General features: G+C 62.6%; 19 protein-coding genes. 7 read left to right on the top strand and 12 right to left on the bottom strand.

Going from position 1 to position 18079, the window contains the following annotated elements; all coding sequences use genetic code 11:
• Positions 1 to 699 (bottom strand): hypothetical protein, encoded by a 699-nt coding sequence (locus tag NKI58_RS27055; protein ID WP_352578598.1) that lies wholly within the window; start codon positions 697 to 699, stop codon positions 1 to 3.
• Between the two features lie 128 nt (positions 700 to 827).
• Here NKI58_RS27055 and thrC point away from each other — a divergent pair, with 128 nt between their 5' ends.
• From thrC to NKI58_RS27035, 4 genes are read left to right on the top strand one after another with little or no spacing between them, the layout of a single operon-like run.
• Positions 828 to 2219 (top strand): threonine synthase, encoded by a 1392-nt coding sequence (thrC, locus tag NKI58_RS27050; protein ID WP_352578599.1) that lies wholly within the window; start codon positions 828 to 830, stop codon positions 2217 to 2219.
• 14 nt (positions 2220 to 2233) lie between these two features.
• Positions 2234 to 3526 (top strand): M16 family metallopeptidase, encoded by a 1293-nt coding sequence (locus NKI58_RS27045; protein ID WP_352788285.1) that lies wholly within the window; start codon positions 2234 to 2236, stop codon positions 3524 to 3526.
• 15 nt (positions 3527 to 3541) lie between these two features.
• Positions 3542 to 4138, top strand: a complete 597-nt coding sequence (locus NKI58_RS27040) for a GNAT family N-acetyltransferase (RefSeq protein ID WP_352449873.1) — start codon at positions 3542 to 3544, stop codon at positions 4136 to 4138.
• Positions 4139 to 4140: 2 nt separating this feature from the next.
• Positions 4141 to 7029 carry an EAL domain-containing protein gene (locus NKI58_RS27035; RefSeq protein ID WP_352449874.1) on the top strand — a complete coding sequence of 963 codons (2889 nt, stop codon included), beginning with the start codon at positions 4141 to 4143 and terminating at the stop codon, positions 7027 to 7029.
• A gap of 22 nt (positions 7030 to 7051) precedes the next feature.
• Here the strand turns inward: NKI58_RS27035 and NKI58_RS27030 are convergent, their stop codons facing one another.
• Positions 7052 to 7660: a YqgE/AlgH family protein gene (locus NKI58_RS27030; RefSeq protein ID WP_031211061.1), complete on the bottom strand. Its 609-nt coding sequence runs from the start codon at positions 7658 to 7660 to the stop codon at positions 7052 to 7054.
• 147 nt (positions 7661 to 7807) lie between these two features.
• On the opposite strand from NKI58_RS27030, the gene NKI58_RS27025 reads away from it, so the two are divergent.
• The 3 genes from NKI58_RS27025 (at position 7808) to NKI58_RS27015 (ending at position 9825) form a co-directional block, all read left to right on the top strand.
• Complete coding sequence (locus NKI58_RS27025; protein ID WP_352622960.1) at positions 7808 to 8614, top strand: protein-disulfide reductase DsbD domain-containing protein; 807 nt, start codon at positions 7808 to 7810, stop codon at positions 8612 to 8614.
• An 83-nt stretch (positions 8615 to 8697) separates the two neighbouring features.
• Positions 8698 to 9198 (top strand): peroxiredoxin, encoded by a 501-nt coding sequence (locus tag NKI58_RS27020; RefSeq protein ID WP_352853961.1) that lies wholly within the window; start codon positions 8698 to 8700, stop codon positions 9196 to 9198.
• Positions 9199 to 9345: 147 nt separating this feature from the next.
• Entirely contained in the window at positions 9346 to 9825 is a 480-nt protein-coding gene (locus tag NKI58_RS27015; protein WP_352622962.1) for a DUF2938 domain-containing protein, read from the top strand.
• 18 nt (positions 9826 to 9843) lie between these two features.
• On the opposite strand, the gene rnhA is transcribed toward NKI58_RS27015, so the two are convergent.
• The 10 genes from rnhA to ctaD form a co-directional block, all read right to left on the bottom strand.
• Complete coding sequence (gene rnhA / locus NKI58_RS27010; protein ID WP_352476676.1) at positions 9844 to 10383, bottom strand: ribonuclease HI; 540 nt, start codon at positions 10381 to 10383, stop codon at positions 9844 to 9846.
• Positions 10380 to 11342 carry a homoserine kinase gene (locus NKI58_RS27005; RefSeq protein WP_352622963.1) on the bottom strand — a complete coding sequence of 321 codons (963 nt, stop codon included), beginning with the start codon at positions 11340 to 11342 and terminating at the stop codon, positions 10380 to 10382. The genes rnhA and NKI58_RS27005 overlap by 4 nt, the downstream gene beginning before the upstream one ends.
• 5 nt (positions 11343 to 11347) lie before the next feature.
• The gene (gene ispH / locus NKI58_RS27000; protein WP_352476675.1) at positions 11348 to 12352 is read right to left on the bottom strand and encodes a 4-hydroxy-3-methylbut-2-enyl diphosphate reductase; all 1005 of its coding nucleotides are present in this window, start codon (positions 12350 to 12352) and stop codon (positions 11348 to 11350) included.
• Positions 12353 to 12459: 107 nt separating this feature from the next.
• On the bottom strand, positions 12460 to 13215 hold the full coding sequence (locus NKI58_RS26995; protein ID WP_352622964.1) for an SURF1 family protein: 756 nt from the start codon (positions 13213 to 13215) through the stop codon (positions 12460 to 12462).
• Complete coding sequence (locus tag NKI58_RS26990; RefSeq protein WP_352621654.1) at positions 13212 to 13598, bottom strand: DUF983 domain-containing protein; 387 nt, start codon at positions 13596 to 13598, stop codon at positions 13212 to 13214. Before NKI58_RS26990 ends, NKI58_RS26995 begins: the two co-directional genes overlap by 4 nt.
• Before the next feature lie 113 nt (positions 13599 to 13711).
• A complete protein-coding gene (locus tag NKI58_RS26985) occupies positions 13712 to 14593 on the bottom strand; it encodes a cytochrome c oxidase subunit 3 (protein WP_352578608.1) in 882 nt (293 codons plus the stop codon).
• Between the two features lies 1 nt (position 14594).
• A complete protein-coding gene (locus tag NKI58_RS26980) occupies positions 14595 to 15227 on the bottom strand; it encodes a cytochrome c oxidase assembly protein (RefSeq protein WP_352622965.1) in 633 nt (210 codons plus the stop codon).
• Positions 15228 to 15234: 7 nt separating this feature from the next.
• Positions 15235 to 15402, bottom strand: coding sequence for a cytochrome c oxidase system small membrane protein (locus NKI58_RS26975; protein WP_502894815.1), 168 nt, complete (start codon positions 15400 to 15402; stop codon positions 15235 to 15237).
• Positions 15399 to 16343, bottom strand: a complete 945-nt coding sequence (locus NKI58_RS26970; RefSeq protein ID WP_352622966.1) for a heme o synthase — start codon at positions 16341 to 16343, stop codon at positions 15399 to 15401. Before NKI58_RS26970 ends, NKI58_RS26975 begins: the two co-directional genes overlap by 4 nt.
• 75 nt (positions 16344 to 16418) lie before the next feature.
• Positions 16419 to 18071: a cytochrome c oxidase subunit I gene (gene ctaD / locus NKI58_RS26965; RefSeq protein WP_352622967.1), complete on the bottom strand. Its 1653-nt coding sequence runs from the start codon at positions 18069 to 18071 to the stop codon at positions 16419 to 16421.
• Positions 18072 to 18079: the final 8 nt, after the last annotated feature.

The raw sequence follows: 18079 nt of genomic DNA, 5'->3' as shown, positions 1-18079 counted from the left end.
TTAGTTGGTCGCGGCGGCTTTCTTCTTCCTCGGCTTGTCTGTCGCTACTTTCGGAGCGCCCTCGTCATACCCGGCATATGCCTGGTAGTCCTTCGCCGTCGGCTCCGGAACGACGACGTTGGAATCGGTGAAGACGAACTGCGTGGCACTCGAAGGATCGGTAACCTGGACCTGATAGGAGTGAAGCTGCGAATAGAGAACTTCGGTGCCGTGCATCACCGCGATGCGGATCGGCATGGTGATGGTGCCGGGGGTGAACATCGGGCCAGGCACGACCTTGCCGGCGACGGCTATCTTCATCGACAAGGAGCTGTTGGCGCGGCTGCAGTCGCGGGTCACATCGGTGATCGAAGCCTGATAGATGATCTTGGCGGAATCGTCCGGCTGATCGGCGCCTGCCGCGTCCGCTGCCGGCTGGGCGGCTTCCTCGGCGGCAACATCGGTTTTTTTCTTCGGCTTCGGACCGCTCTTGGCGTAGGTATTGAAGAAGGCAGTGCCGTCACGCAACGTCACTTTCGGGCAATAGGCCTGCAGCTGGCTGGAAAGCACCTTGGGATCGGGTGGCGGTGGCGGTGTCGCATCCTTTTTGCCGAAGCCGAGAATTCCATTGTCGCTCGATTGGCAACCTGCGGCGGCAAGCATAAAGCCGGCGAGCGCCAGACCCGCGACAAAACGACCGTTGAATGAATGAAACGCCATGAACTGCACTTCCCTCTCGCAAAGCCGGTGACGTATATCAACCGCGCGGCAAAAATGCGACTGAGCCTGCGCAGAAATCCACCACCTCGCGGCGGGCGAAAATTCCCGGCAGCAATGGAAACGTGACGATGCAATATGTGAGTACCCGCGGGGAAGCGCCCGCGCTTGGATTTTCCGACGCGGTGCTGGCCGGACTGGCGCGCGACGGCGGGCTCTACCTGCCGAGCGCCTGGCCGCATTTTTCCGCAGCCGAGATCCGCGCCATGCGCGGCCTTGCCTATCCCGATCTTGCCATCCGTGTGCTGTCGCCGTTCCTCGGCGGCGAGATCGCGGCGCCGGTGTTCGAACGGCTGGTGCGCGAAGCCTATGCGACGTTCCGCCATGAGGCCGTCTGCCCGCTGGTGCAGACCGGGCCCAACAGCTTCGTGCTCGAGCTGTTCCACGGCCCGACGCTCGCGTTCAAGGACGTGGCGATGCAGCTTCTTGCGCGGCTGATGGACCATGTGCTGGCCGAGCGCGACCAGCGCGCCACCATTGTCGGTGCCACCTCCGGCGACACCGGAGGGGCAGCCATCGATGCCTTTGCCGGGCGCAACCGCACCGACATCTTCGTGCTTTTCCCGCACGGCCGCGTCTCGCCGGTACAGCAGCGGCAGATGACGACCTCGACCGCCGCAAACGTCCATGCGTTGGCGATCGAAGGCAATTTCGACGACTGCCAGGGCCTGGTAAAGGACATGTTTAACGACCACGGTTTTCGCGACCGGGTATCGCTGTCCGGCGTCAACTCGATCAACTGGGCCCGCATCATGGCCCAGATCGTCTATTATTTCTCCTCCGCGCTGTCGCTCGGCGCGCCCGACAGGCCGGTTTCCTTCACCGTGCCGACCGGCAATTTCGGCGACATCTTCGCCGGCTATGCCGCCAAGAAGATGGGGCTGCCGATCGAACGGCTGATCATCGCCACCAACGACAACGATATTCTGGCGCGCACGCTGGCGACCGGCGAATACCGCATGAAGGGGGTCTTTTCGACCACGTCGCCCTCGATGGACATCCAGGTGTCTTCGAACTTCGAACGCTTGCTGTTCGAAGCGTCCGGCCGCGATGCCTCGACCGTGCGGCGCTACATGAACGGGCTCAAGCAGTCCGGCGCCTTCACCATCGGCGAAATCGCCAAGATCCGCTCCGAATTCGACGCCGGCCGCGCCACCATGGACGAGGTCGCCGCCACCATCCGCACCACACTTGCGGCGAGCGGCTATCTGCTCGACCCGCATACGGCCGCGGCCGTGCATGTGGCCGCCGGCAAGGCTGCGGGTGAGGTGCCGATGGTGGTGCTGGGCACTGCGCACCCGGCAAAGTTTCCCGCCGCCGTCGAAGCCGCCAGCGGCGTGTCGCCTGCCCTGCCTGCATGGCTAGGCGGGTTGATGAGCGCCGAGGAAAAATACACGGTACTTCCATCCGACCTGAAAATGGTGGAAGATTATCTCGGCCGCCACACGCGGGCGGCGCGTTAGGGAGTAATTGCCATATGGGTGTTGAGGTAAGCCGTCTGTCGAACGGCCTGACAGTCGCCACCGAAACCCTTCCAAGCCTCGAATCTGTTGCCCTTGGCGCCTGGGTCAAGTCGGGCGCACGCAACGAGCGTGACGAAGAGCACGGAATGGCGCACTTGCTCGAGCACATGGCTTTCAAGGGCACCAGGCGGCGAAGCGCCTTCGAGATTGCCTCGGAGATCGAGGACGTCGGCGGCGAGATCAATGCCGCCACCAGCGTCGAGACGACCTCCTATTATGCAAGGGTTCTGAGCGACGACGTGCCGCTGGCCGTCGATATCCTTTCCGACATCCTGCAGGAATCCGAATTCGATCCGCAGGAGTTGGAACGAGAGCAGCATGTGATTCTGCAGGAGATCGGCGCCGCGCACGATACGCCCGACGACGTCGTTTTCGATCACTTTACCGAGACCGCCTTCCGCCACCAGACTATCGGCCGCTCGATTCTTGGCACGCCGGAAACCGTCAAATCCTTCACTTCGAAGCAGCTGCACGACTTCATCGAACGACAGTACGGCGCCGAGAACATGGTGATGGTGGCGGCCGGCGATATCAAGCACGACGATTTCGTGCGGGAGGTCGAAAAGCGTCTCGGCAACTTCCGCGGCAAGGCCGACGGCACCATCCCGCAATATGCGCAGTACGTCGGCGGCGATTTTCGCGAGGACCGCGACCTGATGGACGCCCAGATCGTGCTGGGTTTCGAGGGCCGCGCCTATCACGTCCGCGATTTCTATGCCTCCCAGGTCCTGTCGATGATCCTGGGCGGCGGCATGTCGTCGCGACTTTTCCAGGAAGTCCGCGAAAAACGCGGCCTGTGCTATTCGGTCTATGCCTTCCATTGGGGTTTTTCCGACACCGGCGTCTTCGGGGTCCATGCGGCGACCGGACAAAGCGATATTGCCGAGCTGGTGCCTGTGATCATCGACGAGCTGCAAAAGGCCGGCGAAAACATCCTGCAGGAGGAGCTTGACCGGGCGCGTGCCCAATACCGCGCCGGGCTGATCATGTCGGCCGAGAGCCCGGCCAGCCGCGCCTCGCAGATCGCCAGGCAGTTGCTTCTGTTCGGCAGGCCGATCGCCAAGGAAGAGCTGATGGAGCGCCTGGCGGCGTTGACTGTCGAGCGGCTGACGGATCTGTCGTCCCGGCTTTTTTCGACCAAGCCGACGCTTACAGCCGTCGGGCCGGTGGGTACGCTCGCACCCTATGAGGCGATCCTCGATTCGCTTTCGGGCACGCAGACCACTGCCCGTAAGCTTGCCGTCTAAGCCTATTCGAGCGTCGTGTTCGCGCTCCCTTTCTTTCGCCGCGACCTGCCGGCACTGAAGGGCGAGCTTGTCACGCTGCGCGTACCGCTGACCAACGACTATCGCGAGTGGTCGGTGCTGCGCAGTGAAAGCCGCGCTTTTCTTGAGCCGTGGGAGCCGCGATGGACCCCTGACGAACTCGACCGCACGGCGTGGCGGCATCGTATCGGGCGCTACCGCGAGGACTACGCGCAGGGGACGGCGATCGCCTTCTTCATCTTCGAGAAAAGCAGCGGCAAGCTGGCCGGCGGTATCACCCTCGGCAATATCCGCCACGGGGTCGCCCAAAGCGGCCATATCGGCTACTGGATCGGCGAGCGCTTCAGCGGACGCGGCCTGATGACCGATGCCGTCAAAGTGGTGACGCGTTTCGCCTTCGAAACGCTGCGATTGCACCGGATCGAAGCTGCCTGTATCCCCGATAACGCCCGGTCGATCCGCGTGCTTGAAAAAGCCGGATTCCGGCGCGAAGGACTGCTACGATCCTATCTCAGGATCAACGGCATCTGGCAGGACCATTACCTATACGCCCGAATCGCGGACGATCCGCCGGGCGTTGGAACAAAGGGCTGATTTTGACGAATTTTCTGCGCAACGGGTCGCTGCTTGCCTTTATGCTGGCGGCAATCGTCACGCTCTGCGCGGCGTCCTCGGCCTTTGCCGTAGAACCGATCAAGATCGCCCGCGACGACGTTGCGCTCGATCTTTCGGGGGCCGTCTTGATCTACCGGAACCAGGGCGAGAATTTTCAGGTGTCGACCGCGCCAGGCCCGGACGGCATCGTGCGGCGCATCGAGGTCGAGGCAAATGATGCGCGCTCGACCGGTGACTGGGCGGTGTTCGCGCTCGCTAATACCACCGACCAGCAGCTCGACAGGCTGATTGTCGCACCGCATTTCCGGCTGGTGAATTCCGGCCTGTTCTGGCCGGATCTCGGCTCGACCCGTATCGCTGCGATCACGCCCAGCGAAGGCTTTGCGCTCGACCGTCAGACCAGCCCCGACGCCGACGTGTTCCGGGTGACGTTGAACCCGGGAACGGTGATTACCTTCATCGCCGAGCTCGCCTCGCCCAAGCTGCCGCAGGTCTATCTGTGGGACCCTGAATCCTACAAGGATTCGGTCAATTCCTACACGCTGTTTCGTGGCATCGTCATCGGCATTGCCGGCCTGCTGGCGCTGTTCCTGACCATTCTTTTCGTCGTCAAGGGGACCTCGATGTTCCCGGCAACGGCGGCCCTAGCGTGGGCGGTGCTTGCCTATATCTGCGTCGATTTCGGCTTTCTCAACAAGATCATAGAAATCTCACCGGGCAATGAGCAGATGTGGCGCGCCGGAACGGAGGTGGCGCTTGCGGCGACCTTCGTGGTGTTCCTGTTTGCCTATCTCAACCTCAACCGGTGGCACGGCCATTTCAGCTACGGCGCACTGGTCTGGATCCTCGGGCTGGTGCTGATCGCCGGTGTCGCCATCATCGATCCGGCGGTTGCCGCCGGCATTGCCAGGCTGTCCTTCGCCGCCACCGCGCTGACCGGGCTCGGCCTGATCATCTTCCTCGGTATCCGCGGTTACGACCGCGCGATCATGCTGGTGCCCAGTTGGGTGATGGTTCTGCTCTGGCTATGCGGATCGTGGATGGCAATCACCGGCATGCTGGACAACGATATCGCCCAGCCGGCGCTGGGCGGTGGGCTGATCCTCATCATCCTGCTGATCGGCTTCACCGTGATGCAGCACGCTTTTGCCGGCGGCGCGCTGCATCAGGGCCTGTTCTCCGATCTCGAGCGGCAGGCGCTGGCGGTTGCCGGATCTGGCGATACTGTGTGGGACTGGGACGTGCTGCGCGACCGCGTCGTCACTCGTCCCGACGTCAGCATTCAGCTCGGTCTTGCCCCCAACAGCCTCGGCGGCCCTGCCCGCAACTGGCTGCCGGTGCTGCATGCCGACGACCGCGACACGTTTCGCACGACACTCGACGTGGTGCTCGAGCACCGGCGCGGCCGGGTGTCGCAAAACTTCCGCCTGCGCGGCGCCGACGGGCACTATCACTGGTTTTCATTGCGCGCCCGGCCGGTGATCGGCTCGGACGGCGAGGTCATCCGCTGCGTCGGCACCATGGTCGACGTGACGGAGCAGAAGAAATCCGAGGAACGGCTGCTGCACGACGCCGTGCACGACAATCTGACCGGCCTGCCCAACCGCGAGCTGTTCATGAACCGGCTGGAGGCGATCATTTCGATTGCCCGCACCGAAGAGAAGGTGCGCCCGACCGTCTTCGTCATCGACATAGACCGGTTCAAGCAGGTCAATGACGGGCTCGGCATCTCGGCCGGCGATACCATCCTTTTGACTATCGCGCGGCGGCTGCACCGACTGCTCAAGCCGAAGGATTCGCTGTCGCGCTTTGCCGGCGACCAGTTCGCGCTGATGCTTTTGTCGGAGCAGGATCCGGCCCGCATCGCGGGCATTGCCGATGCCATCAAGCACGCCATCAACAACCCGATCACCTTCGCCAAGCGCGAGATCGTGCTGACGGCCTCGATCGGGCTGATCACCTGGACCGCCACGCAGACCTCGGCCGAGGACATGGTCAAGGATGCCGAGCTTGCCATGCATCAGGCCAAGCGCTTCGGCGGCGACCGGATCGAGCCATTCCGTCCCGCCTTCCGCACCGTCGGCACCGACCGGCTGCAGTTCGAGTCCGATCTGCGCCGCGCCATCGAACGACGCGAATTCACGCTTGCCTACCAGCCGATCGTGCGGCTGGAGGACGGCAGCGTCGCAGGCTTCGAAGCGCTGCTGCGCTGGGACCATCCGCGTCGCGGCATGATCCCGCCGGCGGATTTCATTCCGGTCGCCGAAAACTGCGGCCTGATCGTGCAGCTTGGCCTGTTTGCCATGCAACAGGCTGCCGAAGACCTGGCGGGATGGCAAAAGCAGATCGGCGATGCGCCGCTGTCGGTCTCGGTCAATTTGTCCAGCCGTCAGCTCATCCGCCGCGACCTGGTCAGCGACGTCCGCTCGGTGATCGCACGGGCCAATCTGAAACCGCGCTGCTTCCGGCTTGAACTCACCGAATCGCTGGTGATGGACAATCCCGAGCAGACCGCCCATGTGCTGACCAAGCTGAAGCAGCTTGGCATCGGCCTGTCGCTGGATGATTTCGGCACCGGCTATTCATCGCTGGCCTATCTGACGCGCTTTCCGTTCGACACCATCAAGATCGACAAGAGCTTCGTCGACGACGCGACGCCGAAACGCGCGGTGCTGCTCAAATCAATGGTCAACATGGCACATGAGCTCGGCCTGTCGGTCGTTGCCGAAGGCATTTCGGACGAGAGCGATGCGCTGGAGTTGCGGCAGATGGGCTGCGAATACGTGCAGAGCTTCATGTTCGGCGCGCCGATGCCGGGCGACCAGGTGCTGAAGACGCTGAAGGAACAGTATCCGTTGACCCAAGCGTGACAAGTTTCAGGACGTAATGAGTTCAGGCGTGACCGGCAGCTAGGCTGAGATGCGCGAGATCGATGCCGATCGAGGCGAGGATCCGGTCATATTTGCGATCGATGTCGGCGTCGAACAGAAGCTCGGCACTTGCCGGGCAAGTCAGCCAGCCATTCTCGACGATCTCGTTTTCAAGCTGGCCCGCACCCCAGCCGGCATAGCCGAGCGCCATCAGAGCCCGCCGGGGTCCGCGGCCGGAGGAGATGGCGCGCAATATGTCGACGGTCGCGGTCAGACAGACATCGTCGGACACGGCGAGCGAGGATTCCACCCGGTAGTCGCCCGAATGCAGAACGAAGCCGCGGCTACGATCCACCGGTCCGCCATTGCGCACGACGAAGTCGCGCGCCGGCGGCGGCAGGCGAATTGCCTCCAGCTCGTTCATGATGCCGAGTTGCACGAGCAGGTCCGGAAACAGCATCTGCTGCGTCTGGTTGATGATCAGCCCCATCGCGCCTTCGTCGCTGTGCGCGCAAATGTAGATGACGGAGCGCGTGAAGCGGTCGTCCTTCATGCCGGGCATGGCAATCAGGAACTGGTCGTCGAGAAAGCCGGGTCCTGCGGCCGTCCTTTTATGGCGCAACAAATCCATGGCCACAGCGTAACGCGTTTCCGGGGCGTCGAAAAGATGGGCGGCGCCCGATTTGATCAGGCTCGTAAATCGAAGGTCACGCAAATATGATGCCGGCGGCGTCATGAAATCATTGTGCCGCCATCAACGGACGATCAAATCACCGGCATGCAAAGCTTGAAAATCCTGCTGCTTAGCGTGGCCATTGGATCGGCGACCGGCCTCCCCGCCTCAGCCTCCTCATCGGCCTGGTACAATAGCGAAGGCGGCAGGGTGCGGCTGGTGACGAGCGGCAAGGCCGATGAGGCCGGGCGTCTCCAGGGCGTCCTCGACATTGCGCTGAAGCCCGGCTGGAAGACCTATTGGCGCGATCCGGGCGATGCGGGCGTGCCGCCACAGATCGACGTCTCGGCCAGCACCAACATTGCCGACGCGACGCTTTCGTTTCCGCCGCCGCAGCGCCACGATGACGGTTATGGCAAATGGGCCGGCTACAACCACCCGGTTTCGTTGCCGGTGACGTTCACGCTTGCCGCGCCCGGCCAGCCGGCCGTCATCGATGCGGACATCTTCCTCGGCATTTGCGAAACTATCTGCATCCCGGTGCAGACAAGGCTGACCGTCGATCCCGGCGCCGATCCGGACAACGCCGAGGACGCGGCACTGGTCAAGGCAGGCCTTGCCACCCTGCCCGCCACGGCAACGCCCGATTTCGGCATAAACGTACTGCCGGGCGACCACGAAACGCTGATTGTCGAAGCGAGCTTTCCGGGCAGCCCCGAGGGCGCCGACTTCTTCGTTGCCGGCGAACGCGACTACATGTTCGGTGCCCCGGCACGCAGCGAAAAGGATGGCAAGCTGATCTTTACTGTGCCGATCCTCGACAGGCCGTCGACAACGCCAACCGATGGCGGCCTGCACTACACACTGACAAGTGCCGCTGGCGCGGTCGAAGGCCTGCTGCCTTTTCCGTGATGCCAACGTCTGGACGGTTGCCGGGCGCGCTTTAGTTCGCTATCGCAAGGACACTCCCTTTCCATTCTCAAGCGAGGACCATCATGATGATCTCCGTTGGCGATAAACTGCCCGATGCGACCTTCAAGACAATGACCGCCGACGGTGCAAGGCCGATCACGACGGGCGAGATATTCTCAGGAAAGAAGGTCGTGCTGTTTGGCGTTCCAGGCGCCTTCACGCCGACCTGCAGCAACAATCATCTGCCGGGCTACCTGGATAATTACGACGCCATCCTGGCGCGCGGCGTCGACACTATCGCCGTCGTCTCGGTCAACGATGTTCACGTCATGGGGGCCTGGGCCCGCTTCAGCGGCGGTGAAGGCAAAATCCTTTATCTTGCCGATGGCAATGGCGATTTCGCCAAATCGGTCGGTCTCGACGCCGACCTCTCCGGCGGCGGCATGGGGCTGCGCTCGAGGCGTTTTTCGATGATCGTCGATGACGGCAAGGTCACCGCGCTCAATGTCGAGACAAAGCCCGGCGTCGACGAATCCGGCGCTGCTCACATTCTCGGACAGCTTTCCGTCCTGGCGACAGCATAGGCCAGGGACGGCAAAGGGCGCCTTCGAGCGCTCAACGTCCAAAGGACGCTGACTTTTGCATCGGCGCATGATCCTTCCGAAAGCCGACCCGGTTTTCGGGGCCATGTGTCGGCCCTTCGGGACTGCTTGCTTTTGGGGACCTCGATTATGTCCGACATCTTGTGGCGCAGCGTCGCGATCGGCATCGGCGCAACCGCGCTTATGGATGTCTGGGCGATTTTCCTGAACAAGGCCTTTGCCCAACCGCGACCGAACTGGGGGCTGGTCGGCCGCTGGGTCTGGCATCTCAGGGAAGGCAAGGTCTTCCATGACGACATTGGCGAGGCCTCGCCCTACGCGCATGAATCAGTACTTGGCTGGGCCTTTCATTATGCTGTCGGCATTGTCTACGGCGTCATGCTGGTCGTGCTGGCCGGAACGGCCTGGCTCACCGCGCCGACCTTTCTGCCGGCTTTTATGCTCGGCATCGTCACTGTCGGCGCCGGGTGGTTTCTGCTGGCGCCCGGCATGGGCGCCGGCTGGGCCGCTTCGAGGCGCCCCAATCCCATGCAGGTCCGCGCCCTCAATCTTGTGTCGCATACGGTGTTTGCCATCGGACTGTTCGGCACCGCCCTTCTGATCCGCTGACACGCCAGTTCAACCGGATCAATAACTCTGGGTCGAGCGCCGAACCTTCTTGGCCGCCGATTGCCTGGACTGGGTGCCTTCCTTCGGCGGCACGGACGCGAGCACGGGTTTCGCCGACTTCGTCTTGAATGGCGCCATGCCGAGCCGCGCCAATTCGTCGGCGCGCTCGTTCTCGGGATGGCCGGCATGGCCCTTGACCCAATGCCAGGTGACCTGATGGCGGTTACGCGCCGCGTCGAGCTGCTGCCACAGCTCGGCATTCTTCACCGGCTGCCGGGCGGCGGTCTTCCAGCCGTTGCGTTTCCAGCCATCAATCCAGCCGAAAATGCCGTCCTTGACGTAGTTGCTGTCGGTATAAAGGTCGACGACGCAAGGCTCCTTGAGCGCATTGAGCGCCGAGATGGCCGCCAACAACTCCATGCGGTTGTTGGTGGTCAGAGCCTCGCCACCATGGAGCTCCTTGATTGCGCCGTTGAAGCGCAGGATTGCGCCCCAGCCGCCAGGCCCGGGATTGCCCGAACAGGCACCATCGGTGAAGATTTCAACGCGCTTGGTCATGTCAGTCCATATTCGGAAGGAGAGTTGATCGCCCGGTGGAAGCGCATCCGGCGGATATACTCGGTCGGGTCGCGTTTCATCACCAGCCCGCCGTCCGGGACCGTCAGCCAGTCGTAGAGCCGGGTCAGCATGAAGCGCAGCGCAGAGCCGCGCGCCAGCATCGGCAGCGCAGCTTTCTCTTCACTGCTCAACGGCCGCACGCTTTGGTAGCCGGCAAGCAGCACCGTGCCCTTGGTCAGATTGAAGGAAAAGTCCTTCTCGAAGCACCAGGCGTTCAGGCACGTGGCAACGTCATAGGCGTAGAGGTCGTTGCAGGCGAAATAGAAGTCGATCAGCCCGGACAGTTTCTCGCCGAGGAAGAACACATTGTCCGGGAAAAGATCGGCATGGATGATGCCTTGCGGCAGACCGTTCGGCCAGTTCCGCTCGAAATCGGCGAAATCGGCATCGACCTCGGCCGCCAGTCCCGGCTCGACCTCGTCGGCGCGGGCGCGGGCGGCATTCCACAGCTTGCGCCAGCCATCGATGGCAAGGGCGTTGGGGCGGGTCATCGGAAAATCCGCGCCGGCGAGATGCAGTGCCGCCAGCGCCTTGCCGACCTCGCCGCAATGCGCAGCCGTCGGCCGCCTCAGCGACAGGCCTTCGAGAAAGGTGATGATGACCGCCGGCCGGCCGGCAAGTGTTCCGATCACACCACCATCATGTGCGGTGACCGGGAGCGGGCACGAAATGCCCTTTCTGGCGAGGTGGGCCATAAGGCCGAGAAAGAACGGCAGGTCAGCCTTGTCGACGCGCTTCTCGTAAAGCGTCAGTATGTAGGAGCCGCTGCTGGTGTGCAGCAGAAAATTCGAGTTTTCGGTGCCTTCGGCGATGCCCTTGTAGGACAAGAGGTCGCCGACCGGATAGTTCCTGAGGAATGCGCCGAGCTCGCCCTCGTTGACGTCGGTGTAGACCGCCATCGTTGCTACGCGGCCCCGTTGACGAAGGCCATGTCGGCAGCCGTCAGTTCGACATCGCGCAACACCCGCATCACCGGAAAGTCCTCCGTCTCCGTCGCCGTCACGGCCAGCTCGATGGTCACGTCGAAGCGCTGCCTGAACGCATCGACGATCTCGTCGACGATGATCTCCGGCGCCGAGGCGCCCGCCGACAGGCCGAGCGTCGAAATGCCGGCAATCTCATCCCACGGAATTTCGGAGGCGCGCTGCACGAGAAGCGACATCGAGGCGCCGGCGCGCTCGGCCACTTCGACCAGGCGCCGCGAGTTGGAGGAGTTAGGTGCGCCGACAACCAGGAAGAGATCGGCGCCGGCCGCTGTTTCCTTGACCGCTTCCTGGCGATTGGTGGTGGCATAACAGATCGATTCCGCCGCCGGCGCGTGCAGCTCGGGAAAACGCTGCTGCAGGGCGCGGATGATACCGGCGGTGTCCTCGACCGACAGCGTCGTCTGGGTGACGAAGCCGAGCGCTTGCGGGTCTGCAGGCACGAAGCTTGCGGCGTCGGCCTCGGTCTCGATCAGAGTGACCGCGCCGTCCGGCAACTGGCCCATTGTGCCGATGACCTCCGGATGCCCGGCATGGCCGATCAAGAGCACGTGGCGGCCAAGCCGCTGATGGCGCATCGCCTGCTTATGGACTTTCGAGACCAGCGGGCAAGTCGCGTCGAGATAGAACAGGTTGCGGGACTGGGCGTCGGCCGGCACCGATTTCGGCACGCCATGCGCCGAAAAGACGACCGGGCTCTGGCGATGCTCGGGCGGGATCTCGGAGAGCTCCTCGATGAACACCGCGCCGAGGCTTTGCAGCCCTTCGACGACGTAGCGGTTGTGCACGATCTCGTGGCGGACATAGACCGGCGCGCCGTATTTCTTCAGCGCCAGCACGACGATCTGGATGGCACGGTCAACGCCCGCACAGAAACCGCGGGGCTGGCAGAGCCGGATGGTCAGCGGCGGCTTTGTGTGAAGCATGATTGCATCTTACGCTGATTGTAGGCCGGTTGATCGGACTATGACTTCTGAGCTCAAGGCGGGAAATGAGGTGCGCGGCCCTGCCCTGTCAAGGGTAGTGGCGGCGATCATTGGTCTTTCGCCGGGCGGCGGAGCCAGGAGATCAGGACGCCGGCAAGGGCGGCGGCAAGGCCGTACCAGGTTATCGCATATTGCAGATGGCTGTTCGGCAGGTCGATGACGGTGACACCGCCAACCGGCAGCCCGCCGGGGTTGGGGGTGGCGTTCGCATCGATGAAGATCGGCACCAGCGCCGCACCTGTCGGCAGGCCGGCGCTCGAGGCCATCGCGTCACGATCTTTCCAGTAGAAGATATTCTTCTGCGGATCGTTGTCGGGAAGCATCATCGAGGGCTTGGCCGGCAGCGGGTTGCGGGCGAGCCCCGTCACCGTCACTTTGCCCGTTACCTGTCCCTGCGGCCGCTTGGCTGGATCCTTGAAATCGTAAGGCACGAAGCCGCGGTTGATCAGCACGAAACGGCCATCGTCGAGCCGTAGCGGCGTGAAGACGTCGAAACCGGACTGGCCTTCCCAGGTGGCGAGGAAATGCCGCTCGTCTTGATGCAGGAAAGTGCCGGTCACTATCACCGGCGTGTAGTCCACGTCGCCGGCGGCAGCAAACCGCTTTTCGAGCTCGGCCAATGGCACAGGCGCCGAATGCGTGCGCTGGTCTATCGTCTGGAGAAGGCCCTCTTTCCAGTGCAGGCGCTGAACCTGCCAGGTGCCGAGCGCCAGCAGGATCAAAAACACGACGATACCCAGGCCGAGTGCCAATGCGCGCTTCGGCCGCGACCGGCCGGCCACCGAACCGGATGCCTCGCTCATTCGCCGCGGTCCAGCCGGCCCTCGGCCGCCTTGTTGCGGTATTGCAGCGTCAGCAGCACGCCCTTGATCAGCCGGAGCGCCGCCAGGCAAAGCACCAGCGTCAGCGGAATCCACAGCAGCAGATGCAGCCAGAGCGGCGGATTGAGCGTCACCTCCATCCACAACGCCAGGCCAACGACGATAAAGCCGATGATTAGGATAACGAACACCGCCGGCCCGTCGCCGGCATCGGCGAAGGAATAATCGAGGCCGCAATTGGAGCAGCGATCACCGACCGTGAGGAACCCGGAGAACAGCTTGCCCTCGCCACAGCGGGGGCAGCGGCCATGCAGGCCGGCCGAGATCGGATCGATTGGTGGCCAGATCGCCTTGTCGTCGCTCATGAGGTCATCCTAGGAGCATTTGCCGCAAAAGATAAGGCGGCCACGTCGCCGCAGCCGCCTTGTCGATTTCCTGAGACCCCAATTCCTCGGGCCTCAATTTCCTGAGGCGAATGTCAGTGTGGTTCGATCATCGCACCGTTCGACGCCCAGACGTAGATCGAGGCAAACAGGAACAGCCACACCACGTCGACGAAGTGCCAATACCAGGCGGCGGCCTCGAAGCCGAAATGCTGCTTGGGCGTGAAGTCGCCCTTCATGGCGCGGATCAGGCAGACCAGCAGGAAGATCGTGCCGATGATGACGTGGAAACCATGGAAGCCGGTCGCCATGAAGAAGGTGGCGCCGTAGATGGAATCCCTGAAGCCGAACGGCGCATGCATGTACTCGTAGGCCTGCACCATGGTGAACAGCATGCCGAGGCCGACGGTCAGCACCAAGCCATTGATCAGGCCCTTGCGGTCGCCGTGGATGAGCGAGTGGTGCGCCCAGGTCACCGTGGTACCCGACAGAAGCAGGATGACGGTGTTGTAGAGCGGCAGATGGAAGGGGTCGAGAACTTCGAGGCCCTTGGGTGGCCAGACGCCGCCGGTGAAGGCGGTACGGGCGTATTGATGGACCTCGCCCGGAAACAGGCTGGCGTCGAAGAAGGCCCAGAACCAGGCGACGAAGAACATCACCTCGGAGGCGATGAACATGATCATGCCGTAGCGCAGATGCAGCGACACGACACGGGTGTGGTGTCCCTCATGCGCCTCCTTGATCGTATCCGACCACCAGGCGAACATCGTGTAGATGACGATCAGCAGGCCGATGAAGAACAACCATGGATTAGCGATGTTGAAACCGAAGATCGGGAAATCGCCGCCCTTGAGATATTGCATGTAACAGACGCCGCCGAACGCGGTCACCAGCGCCCCGACGGAGCCCAGGAAAGGCCACGGGCTCGGGTCGACGAGGTGGTAGTCATGTTGTGGTTTTGCGTGTGCGTCTGCCATATCAACCCCCGAGGCTTGCTTCGGTATCTGAAATCTTGTTGCGGCGGCCGTCGGCCGGCACCGATGATGCGACCGGCTTGGTCTTGTCGACCGGGAACATCGTGTAGGACAGGGTAATCGTCCTCAAATCCTTCAGTTCCGGCGCGTTGACGATATCGGGATCGACATAGAACACGACCGGCATGTCCAGTGTCTCCCCCGGCTTCAGTGTCGTGTCGGTGAAGCAGAAACACTCGACCTTGTTGAAGTAAGGTCCGGCCAGTTCAGGCTGTACATTGAAGGTGGCGCGTCCGGTAATGGGCCGGCTGAATTTGTTCGTCGCGCTGAAATGCGCTTCGGCGGTCTCGCCGATCTTGATGGTGATCGAGCGGGCGACCGGCTGGAATTGCCAGGGAACGCCGGCGGTGTTGGCGTCGAAGCGGATGGTGATGTCGCGATCGAGCACCCGATCGGCATATTGCTGGGTCGCCCGTTTGACGGTACCGCCGTAGCCTGTCGCCTGGCAGAACATCGCGTAGAGCGGTACCGCGGCGTAGGCCATGCCGATCATGCCGCCGAAGAACGCGATGCAGACGCCGGCGACGACGCGGTTCGTATTCTTCTTCTTAGGATCGGTGACTGTTTGCCTGGTCATTGTGAGCTCACATCGAGCCGGGGAAACTGTGACCAAATTTCACGATGGTCGCGACGTAGAATATGACGACCAGCGCCGCCAGCGCGAAACCGATTGCGGCCGAGCGATTGCGGCGGGCCTTCTGCTGACGTTCGGTCAGCGTGACCAGTTCAAGCTTCTTTTCGATCATGCTCATGCTCCACCGATGGTCAGCGCGCGCGCGACGACGCAATCGCCAAGGTAGGCGGCGAAGATGGCGAAGAGATAGAGCAGCGAATAGCCGAACAAGGCCTTGGCCGGCTTCATCGCCCGGTCGTCATCGGCCATTTGCAGCACCTTCCACGCATACCAGACGAAGCCGGCGCCGAGCAGCAATGCAACGATGCCATAGGCCGGCGTGGTGAACCCGAGAACCCAGGGCAGCACGCCAACCGGCGCGAGGACCAGCGCATAGGCAAAGATCTGGCGTCTGGTCGAGGCCTGGCCGGCGACATTCGGCATCATCGGAATGCCTGCCTTCGCATAGTCCTCCGACTTGAAGAGCGCGAGCGCCCAGAAATGTGGCGGCGTCCACAGGAAGATGACCAGGAACAGCACCAAGCTTTCGAGGCTGACCGATCCGGTTACCGCCGCCCAGCCTATGACCGGCGGAATGGCACCGGCAGCCCCGCCGATGACGATGTTCTGAGGCGTCCAGCGCTTTAGCCACATCGTATAGATGACGGCATAGAAAAAGATGGTGAAGGCCAGAAGCGACGCTGCCAACCAGTTGACCAGCACGCCGAGCGTCATCACCGACAGAACCGACAGCACCAACCCGAAACTCAATGCCTCGCCTGGCCGGATGCGGCCGGCCGGCACGGGACGGCCGGCGGTGCGCGTCATCACCGCATCGATGTCTGCGTCGTACCACATGTTGAGCGCACCGGACGCGCCGGCGCCAATGGCAATAGCCAGGATCGCGATCACCGCCAGCAGCGGATTGATGGTCACCGGGGCGGCGACCATGCCGACAAACGCAGTGAACACCACCAACGACATGACGCGCGGCTTCAGCAGGGCGAAGAAATCGCCCGCCGTCGCTTCCGACATGCGGAAGCCCGGCTCGTCAATCAGTCTGTCTTCGGCAAGGGCCATGCGTACTTAAAGTCCATCATTCCGTTGGCCAAAACCGCCGGCCGGCCGGCGGTTCCGTATTAAGGAGGCAACCGCCTACTTGATCTTCGGCAACTGTTCCCACTGGTGGAACGGCGGCGGCGAAGGCAGCTGCCATTCCAGCGTGGTCGCACCCTCGCCCCAAGGATTGGCGCCGGCGACCCGCTTCTTCTGGAACGCCTCGAAGACGCCGAACAGGAAGATGACGACGCCGACAGCCGAGATGTACGAGCCGTAGGACGACACCATATTCCAGCCGGCGAAGGCATCCGGATAGTCGATATAGCGACGCGGCATACCGGAAAGGCCGAGGAAGTGCTGCGGGAAAAAGACCAGGTTGACGCCGACGAAAGTGACCCAGAAGTGGGTGTTGGCGATCACCGGCGAATACATGTAGCCGGTCATCTTCGGGAACCAGTAGTACCAGCCGGCGAAGATCGCGAAGACCGCGCCCAGCGACAGCACGTAGTGGAAGTGCGCGACCACGAAATAGGTGTCGTGCAGCGGGCGGTCGAGGCCGGCATTGGCCAGCTGCACACCGGTGACGCCGCCAACAGTGAACAGGAAGATGAAGCCGATCGCCCACAGCATCGGGGTCTTGAGCGAAATCGACCCGCCCCACATAGTGGCGATCCAGGAGAAGATCTTCACACCCGTCGGCACCGCGATGACCATGGTGGCGAAGACGAAATAGCGCTGGGTGTCGAGCGATAGGCCCGTCGTGTACATGTGGTGGGCCCAGACGATGAAGCCCACCGCGCCGATGGCAACCATCGCATAGGCCATGCCGAGATAGCCAAACACCGGCTTCCTCGAAAAGGTCGAGATGATATGGCTGATGATACCGAAACCCGGCAGGATCAGAATGTAGACCTCCGGATGGCCGAAGAACCAGAACAGGTGCTGGAACAGGATCGGATCGCCGCCGCCGTCCGGGGCGAAGAAGGTGGTGCCGAAATTGCGGTCGGTCAAAAGCATGGTGATGCCGCCGGCCAGCACCGGCAACGACAGCAGCAGCAGGAAGGCGGTAATCAGCACCGACCAGGCGAAAAGCGGCATCTTGTGCATGGTCATGCCGGGCGCGCGCATGTTGAAGATGGTGGTGATGAAGTTGATGGCGCCAAGAATCGAGGAGGCGCCGGCGATGTGGATTGACAGGATCGCCAGATCCATGGCTGGTCCAGGCTGGCCCGATGTCGACAGCGGCGGGTAAAGCGTCCAGCCGCCGCCGACGCCGTAGGCGCCGGGCGCACTCGGGACGAAGGCCGAGAAAATCAGCAGGATAAAAGCCGGCGGCAGCAGCCAGAACGAGACGTTGTTCATGCGCGGGAAGGCCATATCCGGCGCGCCGATCATGATCGGCACCATCCAGTTGGCAAAGCCGCCGATCAGCGCCGGCATCACCATGAAGAAGATCATGATCAGCGCATGCGCGGTGGTGAAAGCATTGTACATGCTCTTGCCCCCGTCGATGGCGGCGTCGCCGTTCATGCCGTAGACCATCTGCGCCAGGCCAGTGAAGATCTGGATGCCCGGCTCCTGCAATTCCATGCGCATGACGACCGACAAGGCGCCACCGATGCAGCCCGCCATGATCGCGAAGATCAGATAAAGCGTACCGATGTCCTTGTGGTTGGTCGAATACACCCACCGGACCCAGCCATGATACGGCTTGTGGTCGTGGTCGTCGTGAGCTGCAGCGTTCGCCATGGTCGGCT

The sequence above is a fragment of the Mesorhizobium sp. M0522 genome (assembly GCF_040321085.1).
In the GTDB taxonomy this organism is placed as follows: Bacteria; Pseudomonadota; Alphaproteobacteria; order Rhizobiales; family Rhizobiaceae; genus Mesorhizobium.
This window is presented reverse-complemented; position numbering and strand designations above follow the sequence as displayed.

What these genes read in the sequence shown, in the direction of transcription:
- NKI58_RS26995 (WP_352622964.1), bottom strand. Translation starts at nt 13,215, where the DNA reads ATGAGCGAGGCATCCGGTTCGGTGGCCGGCCGGTCGCGGCCGAAGCGC.
- NKI58_RS26980 (WP_352622965.1), bottom strand. Translation starts at nt 15,227, where the DNA reads ATGACCAGGCAAACAGTCACCGATCCTAAGAAGAAGAATACGAACCGC.
- NKI58_RS27030 (WP_031211061.1), bottom strand. Translation starts at nt 7,660, where the DNA reads ATGGATTTGTTGCGCCATAAAAGGACGGCCGCAGGACCCGGCTTTCTC.
- NKI58_RS27015 (WP_352622962.1), top strand. Translation starts at nt 9,346, where the DNA reads ATGTCCGACATCTTGTGGCGCAGCGTCGCGATCGGCATCGGCGCAACC.
- NKI58_RS26990 (WP_352621654.1), bottom strand. Translation starts at nt 13,598, where the DNA reads ATGAGCGACGACAAGGCGATCTGGCCACCAATCGATCCGATCTCGGCC.
- NKI58_RS27025 (WP_352622960.1), top strand. Translation starts at nt 7,808, where the DNA reads ATGCAAAGCTTGAAAATCCTGCTGCTTAGCGTGGCCATTGGATCGGCG.
- ctaD (WP_352622967.1), bottom strand. Translation starts at nt 18,071, where the DNA reads ATGGCGAACGCTGCAGCTCACGACGACCACGACCACAAGCCGTATCAT.
- NKI58_RS27055 (WP_352578598.1), bottom strand. Translation starts at nt 699, where the DNA reads ATGGCGTTTCATTCATTCAACGGTCGTTTTGTCGCGGGTCTGGCGCTC.
- NKI58_RS26975 (WP_502894815.1), bottom strand. Translation starts at nt 15,402, where the DNA reads ATGAGCATGATCGAAAAGAAGCTTGAACTGGTCACGCTGACCGAACGT.
- NKI58_RS27020 (WP_352853961.1), top strand. Translation starts at nt 8,698, where the DNA reads ATGATGATCTCCGTTGGCGATAAACTGCCCGATGCGACCTTCAAGACA.
- NKI58_RS26985 (WP_352578608.1), bottom strand. Translation starts at nt 14,593, where the DNA reads ATGGCAGACGCACACGCAAAACCACAACATGACTACCACCTCGTCGAC.
- thrC (WP_352578599.1), top strand. Translation starts at nt 828, where the DNA reads ATGCAATATGTGAGTACCCGCGGGGAAGCGCCCGCGCTTGGATTTTCC.
- ispH (WP_352476675.1), bottom strand. Translation starts at nt 12,352, where the DNA reads ATGCTTCACACAAAGCCGCCGCTGACCATCCGGCTCTGCCAGCCCCGC.
- NKI58_RS27045 (WP_352788285.1), top strand. Translation starts at nt 2,234, where the DNA reads ATGGGTGTTGAGGTAAGCCGTCTGTCGAACGGCCTGACAGTCGCCACC.
- NKI58_RS26970 (WP_352622966.1), bottom strand. Translation starts at nt 16,343, where the DNA reads ATGGCCCTTGCCGAAGACAGACTGATTGACGAGCCGGGCTTCCGCATG.
- rnhA (WP_352476676.1), bottom strand. Translation starts at nt 10,383, where the DNA reads ATGACCAAGCGCGTTGAAATCTTCACCGATGGTGCCTGTTCGGGCAAT.
- NKI58_RS27005 (WP_352622963.1), bottom strand. Translation starts at nt 11,342, where the DNA reads ATGGCGGTCTACACCGACGTCAACGAGGGCGAGCTCGGCGCATTCCTC.